Here is a 12,361-nt window from a genome sequence, read left to right as displayed (position 1 = left end):
CAGACAATCAGCCTGCGCATCAATTTTGAGGGGGATCAGTTATTGGCCCGATCAATATTTTGTTCCAGCAAGGCGCGCGCCTGAAGGCCCACATCCTGCGCTCTGATCCAGTCGGGGGAGCCCGCTGGCAAACCAGCCTCTGCGGCCTGAGCGCTGCGAATGGCAAGGGCATATTGCCGGCTCATCACCTGCTGTTCGGCGCTGGCGAGCCTCGCGCGCGGAATGTCCCCGCGCGCAGCGTAGACAACGCCCAATTGGCGCCACGCAAAGGGATTGAGCCGATCCCTCGCCACCGACGCGCGCAGCACTTTTTCGGCCTCTATAAAATTCGCCTCATCCTCAGTTGCGATAAGCGCATGACCGAACATCGATGCAATCAGCGGGTGAGAATTGGTGATCTGCGTTGCGCGGCGTAGCGGATCGAGCGCCTCGTCAACCCGGCCAGATTCAAGCAAGACCTGGCCTTTCAATTCAAGAAAGAACGGGTCGGTTGGGTCGGTCGCCAGCAGGCTGTCAGCTTCCGCCAGTGCTTTCTCAACCTGCGCGCTCTTGTGATACGCATAAGCACGGGCATAGCGAGCAGGTACGGTCTGATCGCTGGCGGGGAAATCGCGCAAAGTGCGGTTTGGTTCGGCCAGGAAACCCGAAAGCTTCGCCTTGATCCGAATAAAGTGCGCCTGCAGCTCTGGGTCAGTCGGCGTATCCCAATTGGGATCGCGCTCAAACGTATCGCGCAGGATCGCAATCCGATCACCCGATAGCGGGTGCGTGCGAGTAAAAGTGGCATCGTCATCCTGGCGGCGACCATAGCGGAATTCGAGATTTTGCAGCTTGCCAAAAAACGCCAGAAGACCACGACCGGAAATGCCTGCATCGGCCAAATAGCGTGCGCCAGCCGCGTCAGCGCTGCTTTCTTCACTGCGCGAATAGGCCAGGAATTTACCAATCGCCGCGCGTTGACCGGCGGAAATGGCGGCGAGCGCCGCGTCGCCTGATCCGGCCAGAGCGGCCCCGATTCCGGCCAACAATGACAACAAGGTGATGTTCGTCGCGGCTTTTGCGCCCTCACCGCGACGGACGATATGGCCGCCGGTAATGTGGCCGAGCTCGTGCGCGATCACACCTTGTACCTCGCCGGCATCATCAGCGGCACTGATCAGGCCGCTGTGCAGATAAACCACTTGGCCGCCAGCAACGAAAGCGTTGATCGATGGGTCATTGATCAGAACGATATCGACATTGCCCTCATCAAGCTCCGAGGCCTCGACCAGAGGGGCGGTGATCTCTCGCAAAAACAGCTCGGTTTCCGCATCGCGCAGTATCGACTGGGCATGGGCAGGTGTCGCCAGCACGAGGCAGGCGATCGCAAAAGCCATCCAGCAGATTTGCCCAAGGCGGACAAATTGCGGACGAGGTGCCGAAGAAGGTGTGAGCGACATGGTCATGGGCTAAGGGGTTTTGTCCTGAACTGGCGCTGAAGCCTCTGGTGTTTCCGGCGTGTTTTTGGCGATGAACGTAGACACCCTGTTAACTATGTCGGTGCTGTTACGCCATGGTTTGGCGAAATTCATGATGATGCGGGCATGGCTGACGCCGGGATAGATGTGTGTTTCGACGCTACCGCCCACGGCTTTCTGAGCCTCCGCCAGAGCCTGCGTGTTGCGTGGCCGCACTGTCGTGTCGGCATCACCCGTCATCAGCAACAAAGGCGGGGCATCGGCGCGCGGGAAATTGACCGGCTGCGTGATGGAGAGGTCTTCTTCATCGCCAAAGGCCCGCTGTGCCCCTTCGCCGCTCAGCGGTAGAAAATCATAGGGGCCAGCAAGCCCAATCACGCCTTTGACGATGTCCCGATTCAGTCCCGCTTGGTCCAGCCAACGCGGCTCCAGCGCCAGCATGACCGCGTTATAGGCACCGGCTGAATGTCCTGCGAGCACGATCCGATCCGGATCGCCGCCGTGGTCAGCGATATTGTTGCGGACCCATTTCACCGCGCTAGCCGCGTCCTCCAGCATAGCCGGATATTTGCCATCATCGCCGAGGCGATAGCCCGCATTGACTACGATGTGTCCCTTTGGCGCGAGTGCACGTACCGATAAAGCCATAATATTCCGGGTCTCCGTGATACCAGCTGCCACCGTGGATAAAGATGATGACCGGTTGCAACGCACCGGCATCTGCATCTCCGTCACGCAGCACAAACAGGCGTTGCTGTGGATGGTCGCCATAGAGAACAGGCGCGCTCTCAGACACGCTGGTTAAGCCATGCAGCACGCGATCAACGCGGTTGAGCGTGCCCGCGCCATTGACCTGCACACCAATAAAGATCGTCACGCCAATCAACGCGATCAGCCCCACGACAGAACCAAGAAACCAGACAGCCATATGTTTTGCGTGCTTCACTACTAGTGACTTTTCAATCAGTTATAATTTCAATTTTTCTAGAAACGGCTTCGCAGTGCGATAATCCGGTTCAAGAGCGAGAGGAATGTTCAATGCCCTGATCGCGCCTTCGGCTTGCATTTCTTCCGGTGTGAATGCCTCTCCGGCGCGGCGGATGAAAATGCCTTTGATCTGATCAGCATGTCTCACGGCAATATTGGAAAACGCGGTCAAATCACCTTGCGTATCGTCGCCCACCAGCACGAATTGCATCTGAGGGAATGCCTTGAGAATTTGCACAATCGCATGCCGTTTATGCGCCCCGTGACTGGAGCCGCCAAAGGTGCGGCGATTGAAACCCCAGTCACGTAAGGCAATCGGGCCAATCGGCAGGCTGCGCTCTTGCTTATAGGCGACGAGATAAGAGAACAGGTTCCAGGGGCTTGATGATACATAGAATACCGGTCTTTCACCGTGCTCTATGCCGCCCTGGCTCAATGTTCGATAAAATATGTCGGCGTCCGGAACCATGATCCGTTCGCTGGGCAATTGCAAAAAAACCCTGCGCCAGTTGCGCGCCACCGCCTTCAGACTGCCGGTGATCCCCGTCTCGATGATCGTGTCATCTATGTCGGATATTATCCCGAAACCCGCCGCATGTCCCGGTGCGAGTATTTGCGCGGTTTCCTTATGCGGATGCGGATCGCCAGCGATATGCCAGTGCAGAACGGCGGTCTCCCAGCGCGTCTTTTCCGGCAGAGCCCAGTCGTCGCCCAGCTTTACCTCAAAATGGGCAAAGCCCTCTGGATTGGTGACTGTTTTGTGCCGGACGATAAAGCCATGCCGGTTTTTGATCTCAAGCGTAACCTCCAGACCGCTCACCTCATCAGAAGCGAACTGCGCAATCATTGTGCGGAATGTCCGGCGCCTTCCTCGGCGCGAGAAATCTGGTGCCGCTCCGCGCAATGCGCGCGCACTCAGCACGAGTTTGTGCTCCGAGCGATAGCCGAAATAGGGTTGGATCCGGACTTGATCAGAACGGGCAGGTGGACGTGCCAAGGCGCTAGCGCCAAGTCCCTGCAGCCGACAAGCTGTTTTCTTTAATCAACCCAGCAGTTTGCGGGCAGCGCGCTCGATCAACGGTACGTCCTCAGGCACTTCGCCGACCAGTTCGATATCACCATCGTCAGTTCTGCGAACCATGACCAGCGCAAATTCCGCGCCGTCGGAGTTCATATCTTCGAGGTAAACCGCATCCAGAGCACGCAATTGCTTGGCGAGGGCAGCGCGAACGCCATTGCTCTCATCGACCGTTTCGCCGGCTTCCTCGCGTTTTGCGCGCCGTTCCGCCTGTACGATGCCCTTCAGGCCGCCCTCGGCTGTGCGCAGTACTTCGGAGAGGTTCCCGCGGGAGACGCTGGTCCGGTGCGCATACGACAGCACGGCAGCATATTCGGTCAGGCGCGTCTTGTCATAATCCGCGCCAAAGACGAGCTTGACGATTGGCGTCATTGGCGCGCGATCTTGCACGGCGAGGCCATTTTCCTCGATCAGCTCTGCGAAATCGTCGGGATTTGCATCAGCCTCAAGACTGAAGTCATAAGCCCGGCCAACCGCATCGTAGAGCGATTTGCGGCTACGATCCTCGTTAGTGCGGGCAACTTGCGCAGCTTCGCGGGCCACCGCCAGCGTGTCGTACAGCCCCTCTATCTCTTCGTCTGAATCCAACGCATCTTCGGCTGGCTGTTCATCGATTGCATCGACAAATGCCGCTGGCTGAGCGGGCTCAGGCACATCATCATGGACGACTTCTGGTTCGAAAGGCTGTGGCTCTGGTTCCGAAGCTTCGTCCTCAGGTGCCGCGCCAGGCACTTCGGCAGTTTCTTCTTCAACCCCGGCAGGCGGCGAGACATCATCCTCGTGCTGCTCTTCCGCTTCGAAAGAGTGCTCGATAGGCGTCTCGGATACCGGCTCGGTCGCTGTTGCTGGAGCAGCGCTGTAGTCTGCATTGTCGTCGTCAGCCATGTCAGGCTCAGCGTCGGCTTGTTGTGCCGCAGCGAGGTCATCAAGCGCGAGACCTACCTTTGCCTTGGGCTTGTCGCCCCGGTTGACGAGTGATGTCAGGCCGATGCCCGCATGTTCATCGGCAAGCGGATCAACAACATCGTCGACATCGTCAACGGGCGGCTCATCATCCAGATCAGGCAGGCCATAATCATAAGGGTTGCCATCATCATCAAGCGCCGAGAAATCGCCATAGACGGCTTGTTCGCTTGCGTCGTCAGCGGTTGCATCTTCTGGCTCCGGGTCCTCGACACCGTCAATCGCTGCGCGGCCAAACGCTGGTACGGGCAATTCGGTTGGTGTGTGATCGGTATCTGCAAAACCGCTCAGGTCCAGCACGTCTTTCTCAATATCGTCAGAAGCAGATGCGGCATCATTGCCAGCAAGGGCAAACGCCTCGCCGGAAACCAGCGCGGGTGCATTCTCGTCATCCGCCAGCATCGCATTGTTCAGTTCAGAAAGATCTGCGTCGGGATCTGCGACAAGACCGGTATCCAGTTCAAAGACCACATCATCGGGCTCTTCTGCGCCCACCACATCTTCGCTTAGCGCCTGCCCCATTTCGAGCAGTAACTCATCCGCTTCATCCTGAGCGGCCATTTCTTTCCAATTGATCACGCCGAAAATGAAATCGATTTCAGCGCCATCGCTGGAAAACGGCAACAGGATCCCGCGATACAGCACAGTCCGCTGGCGTTGGTTCACAAACTCAGCTTCAAACCCGATCGGGGCCTGATTGGCGAGGATTTGCATATAATGGTCAGTAATACGGCTGAGCAGAGACAGGCTGGGCACATCGCTGAGCGTTTCAATTTTGTCGTCTGCATCGCACTCCCCGGCTAATTGATCGCCGAGGAAGCGGATCGCGGGGTCTTCAACGCCAGCGGTAAAATCGAGCAATACCGAGTAAGGACCGAAATCGGTCAGCTTTTCCGGTTCGAGGTCCTCAATGGCTGGGAAATTCGCATCACCGAGCAGGCCCGCCCAGTGATTATAGGCGCGCACTTGCATGCGCCGCTCATCCTGACCAACGGGCGAGGGTGGTGGTTCAGCGACGGAGTCGTCGCTCCCGCTGCCATAGTCACTGTCGTCGTAGTCGTGCGATCCGATTGTGCCGCCAAGCCTGTCCATGGACGGTCTGCCCCCAATTCGTGCTGGTTCTCACCGTCTTGTGGGCCTCTGTGGTAAACATCACGTTAAATACGATCAGAAAGAATGGCAGAAAGGCCGGGACGAAATGTTCGAGTGCATGTCTGGCGGGCTCAGCAGTGGCTGAGGGCAGCCTTGTACACGGCTATTGGGCGCTGATTATAGCAGGTAGCGCATCTTGATGGACTGCCGCGTCGCCTGGCCGTCAAAATCAAACACCGCGTCTTTGAATTTGGGCGGGCCCATGCGCACTTTCGCATCGCGAGAGAACCCGAAACCCTCTTTGGGCATCATCATGAGCGCGCGGTCTGCTTTGCCGTTTTCATTCTCGTCATGCAGCAAGGCAATCGCATATTTGCCCGCTTTCACATTCTTGAAGGTGAGCTCAAGAGTTTTTGCGGCAGGGACGACCACCCTATAGGCATTCGCGTCCCCTCTGCATTTCGGAAAGCGCTTTGGATCGGGTGTCATGCATGCGCGCACAACCCCCTCGGCAGAGCGTAACTCGGTCACGGTCACTGTAACGTCGCCTGCCAATGCGGGAGCCGCCACGAACATGCTTGCGAGGGTGGCGACAACCGCGCCGCCGCGCACAAAGTTGAGCTCAAAAAGGCGCATCAAATTGGGTTCTCCGTTAATCCCCGATCAGTGCCGCAGAGGCGGTCCCAAAATCGAAAATACAATCCGTAATTGCAGCGATATTCCTCGTGATGTCGCTGATGATGACTGGCCGTTATCAGCCATCCTCCTAACCGAGAATGAACCAGCCATCTGGGGAAGATTTCCCAGCCCATATGATTGGTAACGCCCATTACAGTCATGATGGTGAGAATAAGGCCCAGCACCCCGATATGGATGGGGATCGCAAACACCAGCAGAGGGATCACGATCGCTCCGGTTAGCGCTTCGATCGGGTGAAAGCTCATGGCTGCCCAGGAGGTGGGCGGGCGGCTTTCATGATGCACGGCGTGCGCGATGCGAAACCATTTGGGTCGATGCATCAGCCGGTGCGTCCAGTAAAACCACGTATCGTGCAGGAACAGATAGGCCAGCAAAGAAACCGGGACATACCATAACGGAAAGGCGCCCCATTCAGTGTAGATCTGCGTCCAACCCTGATTGTGCCAACCCCACGCGACCACCCCGGCTGGCACACCGTAAATTGCCGCTGAGACTAGTGACCAGTTGATTTCCCTGCGAATTTGCCGGTCCAGCCCTGCATATTTGCCGGGCAAGCGGCGCTGTGTGATCCAGGCGAAGATACCACTTGCCAGAAGATAGCGCACCCCGACAATCGCGGTCATAGCGAGCATGGAAATCAGGATCGCGGTGAGCATCGCGACAACCTATGCCCGCTTAGCCAGTGCAAAGACAAGCGGTCTCTACACGTTTCAGCTCTTTATCGTCCCGCACCATCAGCGCTTTGGGCGATGCCATGCCCCCGGGGCTCGCATTGCGGATCATGCGTTATCGTCAACCGGCGCAAGGCGGCGCGCGAAAGCCGCTCAACTTCCACTTTTCTGCGGGCTGCGGCCAGGGGGCGCAACGGTGCGGGGCGGACAATCTCACCATCGTAACCATCAGCAACAATGATCCCACAATCTTCGGGTTGGAATGCAAGGGTATCCAGCGGTGCGCGATCAAGCGCTGGCGGCAGACCCCAGAAAAACCGGTCGCAATGGTCAAGATAATCCGGCCATTTCGTGTCGCCCAACAAGTCTGATCGTTGGACTTTGATCTCGACAATGATCACCTTGCCCTTGGCATCGATGCCCATCAGGTCGGCTCTACGCCCACAACGAAGAGGCATCTCTGACAGGCACCAGATATCGTTACGGGCGAACAGGCGCATGATACCGCGCGCCACGGCCCTCGCGTCGGCAATATTGGCCGTGTCATCCGCATCACCAGGCTGCGGATTATCGGAGGATAGTGAAGAGAGTACAGGTGTGTCAGCCATCATCTACGTGGCTGGAACAAAATGTGAACTTAGTCAAGCAATCGTTGCATCGTCCGCCCGATCCGCCGCAGTACTTTATTGAATGGCGGGCGTTGCCACCGGCTCAGCCAGAGCCGCAATCGCTTTTCGTCCGGCATGAAATTCCAGCCACAATGTCAGCGCCGCCGCGCTTGCATCTTTGCCCTTGGCGCTGGCCGCAAGCAGCGCGGTGAGGCCGGTTCGCATTACCAGTGTCAGGTCAGAGATACCGCGTTCGACTGCGACGAGCCGCTCGTTCCCGGCGGCGATGGCGCGCTCTGGCAGCATCTCTCCAGCTTCGTCCATATTTTCGCGGGCGAGCTGAGCCAATTGTGCCACCGCATGGGCGGCATCATGCAGTGCAACCCATTGTTCGCGCAATATTTTGACTTGCTCAGTACTTATGTGGGCGGTTGCCTCTGGCAACATTGCGACATCTGCCAAATCCAGTTCATTGGCATCAAACTCATGTGCGAATGCGTTCATCATGCGCTGGAGGCTAATGCGCTGTGGTTATCAAAATCCTAACGCCGATTGCGTTTGTATACCTGTCACCTCCAGCATGTTCGATGCGACGAACAATCAACTGGAATGTTTGTGGTGGCTTTGCTAAGCGCGCCAGCCGGGCCGATTGTGAATACGATTGGCAAGGCCCAGAATAATATGCACCCGTAGCTCAGCTGGATAGAGCGCTGCCCTCCGAAGGCAGAGGCCAGAGGTTCGAATCCTCTCGGGTGCGCCAGTTTTTAGGTAGCGCAAGCCTCACTCAAAATGCTGCATCTGCGAAGAGAAATTTGACGCAGGCGTATCGCGCTCTATGGATGTGGCAATGGGGTTTTCCGAAACACTTGCTGCGCCGCCAACAATCACGCAGGTGATTGATAAAGGGCCGCTTGCACTGTTTCTCGATTTCGATGGCACGCTGGTTCCGATTGCCGAGGGGCCGGACGCTATCGCAGTGCCCAAGGGTTTGAGCAGCATGCTTGAAACACTTGGCGCCAAGCTGCAGCGGCGCTTGGCGATAATTACCGGACGCAGTGTCGAGAACCTGACACAGTTTCTTGGCGCACTGCCACATTATGTCGCGGGCTCTCATGGCGGCCATGTGATCGCGCCTGATGGTGAGGTACTTTTGCACGCAGAGCCCCTGCCGGGCGCGGTTCAAAACGCGCTCAAAGACTTCGCCGCGGACCATGCATTGCTGTTCGAGCGTAAGGCGCATGGCGGCGCATTGCATTACCGCAAGCATCCAGAGCTCGGGCATGAGGTGAAGCAATTCGCGCAAGGCTTGGCGGACCAGCATGGCCTGGCCGTCAAAACGGGCAAATGCGTGAGTGAGATCGTTCGGCCCGGCGTGAACAAAGGCGCGGCGGTGGAGCTGCTCATGCAGCAACCCGTTTTTGCTGGCGCGACGCCCGTCTTTATCGGTGATGATGTGACAGATGAGGATGGCTTTGCGGCTTGCCACCGGCTCGGTGGTTTTGGGGTTGTCGTGGGTGACCGTGCAGAGACAGCGGCGCAATTCCGTTTCGAAAATGTGGAGGACGTACATACATGGCTGACGCGCTAATACCGGACCTTGAGCTTTGGCCGGTTGGCAATTGCCAGGTTTCCGGTCTGATTGATCGGCGGGGCGGGCTGGTTTGGGGCTGTGTTCCGCGGGTGGATGGCGACCCGGTGTTCTGTGCGCTGCTGAATGGGGACAGCCAGGATACGGGTGTCTGGCGCTTTGAGCTTGATGGCCAAGTTTCAGCCAGTCAGCGATATATCCGGAATACGCCCATTCTGATCACCCGGCTTGAGGCGGTACGATGGTAGCGTTGTCGAAGTGCTCGACTTTGCGCCGCGTTTTGAGGGCAAGGGACGCATGTATCGCCCGGTCGCGTTTGGCCGTATCGTCAGACCGATTGCGGGCAATCCGCGCATCCGCGTCGTGCTGAAGCCGATGAAGAATTATGGCGCAGAGATCGCCGAAACCACGCATGGCACCAATCACATACGCTATCTGGTGGGGCAGCAGGCTCTGCGGCTCTCGACCGATGCCCCGGTTGGCTACATTTTGGAACAGCGCACTTTTCGGGTTGAAGCTGACACGCATTTCTTCCTCGGACCCGATGAGCCGTTTGTTGGAAATTTGCGCGAAGAAATCCGCCGGATGGAGCAATCAACGCGCAAATATTGGCAGCAATGGGTGCGTAGCCTCGCAACCCCGCTCGAATGGCAGGAAGAGGTCATTCGTTGCGCCATCACGCTGAAGCTGTGCCAGCATGAAGAGACTGGCGCGATCGTCGCGGCGCTGACCACATCAATCCCGGAGGCCGCCCATTCCGAGAGGAACTGGGATTACCGATATTGCTGGATCCGTGATTCCTATTACACAGTGCAGGCGCTTAACCGGTTGGGCGCATTGGATGTGCTGGAGAAATATCTCGGCTATCTGCGCAACATCGTTGATGCGGCTAAAGGCGGCCAGATACAGCCGCTATATTCGGTGATGGGTGAAAGCGAACTCGACGAGACGACTGCGGGTTTCCTGGCCGGATATCGCGGCATGGGCCCGGTTCGGCGCGGCAATGCTGCCTATAAGCAGATTCAGCATGATTGCTATGGTCAGATCGTGCTGCCAACCGTGCAGGGCTTTATTGATAAGCGCCTCTTGAGGATTGCCGATGATCGCGATTTTGAAAGCTTGGAAGAGGTCGGCGAGATGGCTTGGGCTATGCACGATCAACCGGATGCAGGTCTTTGGGAATTCCGCACGCGGCAGGAAGTGCATACCTATTCTGCTGTGATGAGCTGGGCGGCGTGCGATCGGCTGGCCAAGACAGCTGATTGGCTGGGAAAGACAGATCGGGCAAAGCATTGGCGCGAGCGGGCAGATGTTATTCGCGCCAAGATCGAGAAAGAAGCGTGGAAAGAGAATGGAGAAGGTGGCCATTACGGGGCCAGCTTCGAAAGCGACTATCTTGATGCAAGCCTGCTGCAGATGGTCGAGCTACAGTTCCTCTCTCCTGAAAATGAGCGTTTTCAGCAAACTTTTGCGGCGGTCGAAAAGCACTTGCGGCGCGGCGATCATATGCTGCGCTATGCGGCGGAGGACGATTTTGGCTCGCCCGAGACGGCCTTTAATGTCTGCACATTCTGGCTGATAGAGGCGTTGCATCTGGCGGGCCGTGACGATGAAGCATGCACACTGTTCGGCACCATGCTGTCGCATACCACCCAATCGGGCCTGCTAAGTGAGGATTTGGACTATGAAACAGGCGAGCTGTGGGGGAACTTTCCACAGACTTACTCGCTGGTAGGTGTAATAAATTGTGCGGGTTTGCTCTCCAAACCCTGGAGTGAAGTACGATAGGACGCCTGGTAGTCATCTCGAACCGTGTCGCGGTTCCCAAAGCGCGCGGTGCGGCTGGCGCGCAAGGCGGGCTGGCTGGCGCACTCAACTCGGCGTTGAAAGAGCGTGGCGGCATCTGGTTTGGCTGGTCGGGTCAGGAAAGCGAAGAGCTGCCCGATAACGTGAAGGCCGGCAATATCAATATGCAGCGTAATGATGGGGTGACCACCGCAACTATCGACCTGTCGCAACGCGATGTGCATGAATATTATAATGGCTATGCGAATTCGACGCTGTGGCCGCTGTTCCACTATCGGCTAGACCTGACCGAATACGAGCGCGAAACCGGTAAAGGTTACGAGCGGGTCAACGAGCTGTTTGCCGAAAGTGTGACTCCGCTGATTGAGCCGGATGATCTGGTGTGGGTGCATGACTATCATTTGCTGCCCCTGGGCGAGCGCCTGCGTTCGCGCGGGCTGAAAAACCGGATAGGTTTCTTCCTGCACATCCCGTGGCCGCCCACGCGGTTGTTTGTGTCGCTGCCGTTTCATGAGCGGCTGGTAGAGACGATGCTCGAATACGATCTGGTCGGCTTTCAGACCGGAGAATGGCTCGAAAGCTTCCTGCATTTTTGTGAGAAAGAACTGGGCGCTGAAGTCGATCATGCCACGGGGACCGTGAGCTATAAAGGTCGCTCTGCGGTCGCAAAGGCGTATCCCATCGGGATCGATTGGGATCACTTTCAGGCACAAGGCGAGAGCGGGGATGCGCGTCAGGCGGAGCAGCGCCTGATTTCCTCCACGCGGCATCGGACCGCTATGATTGGCGTGGACCGGCTGGACTATTCCAAGGGCCTGCCTGAGCGGATTGATGGTATAGGGCGGTTTTTTGACCAGCATCCCGATCGGGTGCGCGATCTCGTTTACGTGCAGATCGCCCCGCCCAGCCGTGAGGATGTTGAAAGCTATCAACAAATCCGCGCATTGCTGGAGCAGAAAACGGGGCAGATCAACGGGGCGCGCAGCGAGGTTGATCTCGTGCCTATCCGCTATGTGAACCGTGGATATTCGCATGCCGAACTGTATGGCTTTTTCCGCGCTGCAAAGATTGGATTTGTCACGCCCCTGCGTGATGGAATGAACCTGGTTGCGAAAGAGTATGTCGCGGCGCAGGACCCGGAGAATCCTGGTGTTTTGATCCTCTCGCAATTTGCGGGCGCTGCGGCACAGTTGGGTTGTGATGGTATGGGGGCAGTCCTCGTCAATCCGCATAGCCCTGATGATCTGAGCCATGCCATCAGAACGGCGCTCGATATGCCTCTGGCTGAACGCAAGCAGCGTTACGAGAATATGATCCCGACCGTGCGTGATGATAATGTCATGCGCTGGACAGCCACTTTCTGCGAGGACTTGGCGGCTCTGCAGCCCGCGTAGAATCTGACCACTAATTAT

At 57.3% G+C, this 12,361-nt stretch carries 11 protein-coding genes, 1 tRNA gene and 1 pseudogene; 4 read left to right on the top strand and 9 right to left on the bottom strand.

The window, feature by feature from the left end; all coding sequences use genetic code 11:
• Nucleotides 1-35: 35 nt before the first annotated feature.
• From ACZ1GM_RS01455 to ACZ1GM_RS01415, 9 genes are all read right to left on the bottom strand, one after another.
• Entirely contained in the window at nt 36-1,376 is a 1,341-nt protein-coding gene (locus ACZ1GM_RS01455; protein ID WP_472677441.1) for a M48 family metalloprotease, read from the bottom strand.
• Nucleotides 1,377-1,448: 72 nt separating this feature from the next.
• Nucleotides 1,449-2,105, bottom strand: a complete 657-nt coding sequence (locus ACZ1GM_RS01450; RefSeq protein ID WP_472677440.1) for an alpha/beta hydrolase — start codon at nt 2,103-2,105, stop codon at nt 1,449-1,451.
• Complete coding sequence (locus ACZ1GM_RS01445) at nt 2,032-2,403, bottom strand: hypothetical protein (protein WP_472677439.1); 372 nt, start codon at nt 2,401-2,403, stop codon at nt 2,032-2,034. The genes ACZ1GM_RS01450 and ACZ1GM_RS01445 overlap by 74 nt, the downstream gene beginning before the upstream one ends.
• Nucleotides 2,404-2,424: 21 nt before the next feature.
• On the bottom strand, nt 2,425-3,441 hold the full coding sequence (locus tag ACZ1GM_RS01440; protein ID WP_472677438.1) for a phosphatase domain-containing protein: 1,017 nt from the start codon (nt 3,439-3,441) through the stop codon (nt 2,425-2,427).
• Between the two features lie 45 nt (nt 3,442-3,486).
• Nucleotides 3,487-5,577: a PAS domain-containing protein gene (locus ACZ1GM_RS01435; protein WP_472677437.1), complete on the bottom strand. Its 2,091-nt coding sequence runs from the start codon at nt 5,575-5,577 to the stop codon at nt 3,487-3,489.
• A gap of 177 nt (nt 5,578-5,754) precedes the next feature.
• Complete coding sequence (locus ACZ1GM_RS01430; protein WP_472677436.1) at nt 5,755-6,213, bottom strand: DUF2141 domain-containing protein; 459 nt, start codon at nt 6,211-6,213, stop codon at nt 5,755-5,757.
• Nucleotides 6,213-6,932 carry a sterol desaturase family protein gene (locus ACZ1GM_RS01425; protein ID WP_472677435.1) on the bottom strand — a complete coding sequence of 240 codons (720 nt, stop codon included), beginning with the start codon at nt 6,930-6,932 and terminating at the stop codon, nt 6,213-6,215. The genes ACZ1GM_RS01430 and ACZ1GM_RS01425 overlap by 1 nt, the downstream gene beginning before the upstream one ends.
• Before the next feature lie 62 nt (nt 6,933-6,994).
• Nucleotides 6,995-7,555, bottom strand: a complete 561-nt coding sequence (locus tag ACZ1GM_RS01420; protein ID WP_472678596.1) for an MmcB family DNA repair protein — start codon at nt 7,553-7,555, stop codon at nt 6,995-6,997.
• A gap of 75 nt (nt 7,556-7,630) precedes the next feature.
• The gene (locus ACZ1GM_RS01415) at nt 7,631-8,062 is read right to left on the bottom strand and encodes a hypothetical protein (RefSeq protein ID WP_472677434.1); all 432 of its coding nucleotides are present in this window, start codon (nt 8,060-8,062) and stop codon (nt 7,631-7,633) included.
• 176 nt (nt 8,063-8,238) lie between these two features.
• On the opposite strand from ACZ1GM_RS01415, the gene ACZ1GM_RS01410 reads away from it, so the two are divergent.
• From ACZ1GM_RS01410 to ACZ1GM_RS01395, 4 genes and pseudogenes are all read left to right on the top strand, one after another.
• Nucleotides 8,239-8,315: transfer RNA gene (locus tag ACZ1GM_RS01410), tRNA-Arg, on the top strand.
• An 87-nt stretch (nt 8,316-8,402) separates the two neighbouring features.
• Nucleotides 8,403-9,143 carry a trehalose-phosphatase gene (otsB, locus tag ACZ1GM_RS01405; protein ID WP_472677433.1) on the top strand — a complete coding sequence of 247 codons (741 nt, stop codon included), beginning with the start codon at nt 8,403-8,405 and terminating at the stop codon, nt 9,141-9,143.
• Nucleotides 9,128-10,931: pseudogene (locus ACZ1GM_RS01400) on the top strand (glycoside hydrolase family 15 protein). The gene otsB and the pseudogene ACZ1GM_RS01400 overlap by 16 nt, the downstream one beginning before the upstream one ends.
• On the top strand, nt 10,928-12,343 hold the full coding sequence (locus tag ACZ1GM_RS01395; RefSeq protein WP_472678595.1) for an alpha,alpha-trehalose-phosphate synthase (UDP-forming): 1,416 nt from the start codon (nt 10,928-10,930) through the stop codon (nt 12,341-12,343). The pseudogene ACZ1GM_RS01400 and the gene ACZ1GM_RS01395 overlap by 4 nt, the downstream one beginning before the upstream one ends.
• Nucleotides 12,344-12,361: the final 18 nt, after the last annotated feature.

This window comes from Qipengyuania sp. JB2-7 (assembly GCF_055693485.1).
This window is presented reverse-complemented; position numbering and strand designations above follow the sequence as displayed.

Bases quoted from the DNA above. Each gene is read 5' to 3' on its own strand.
- ACZ1GM_RS01455 (WP_472677441.1), bottom strand. From the start codon at position 1,376: ATGGCTTTTGCGATCGCCTGCCTCGTGCTGGCGACACCTGCCCATGCC.
- ACZ1GM_RS01450 (WP_472677440.1), bottom strand. From the start codon at position 2,105: ATGGCTTTATCGGTACGTGCACTCGCGCCAAAGGGACACATCGTAGTC.
- ACZ1GM_RS01415 (WP_472677434.1), bottom strand. From the start codon at position 8,062: ATGATGAACGCATTCGCACATGAGTTTGATGCCAATGAACTGGATTTG.
- ACZ1GM_RS01435 (WP_472677437.1), bottom strand. From the start codon at position 5,577: ATGGACAGGCTTGGCGGCACAATCGGATCGCACGACTACGACGACAGT.
- otsB (WP_472677433.1), top strand. From the start codon at position 8,403: ATGGGGTTTTCCGAAACACTTGCTGCGCCGCCAACAATCACGCAGGTG.
- ACZ1GM_RS01425 (WP_472677435.1), bottom strand. From the start codon at position 6,932: ATGCTCACCGCGATCCTGATTTCCATGCTCGCTATGACCGCGATTGTC.
- ACZ1GM_RS01430 (WP_472677436.1), bottom strand. From the start codon at position 6,213: ATGCGCCTTTTTGAGCTCAACTTTGTGCGCGGCGGCGCGGTTGTCGCC.
- ACZ1GM_RS01420 (WP_472678596.1), bottom strand. From the start codon at position 7,555: ATGGCTGACACACCTGTACTCTCTTCACTATCCTCCGATAATCCGCAG.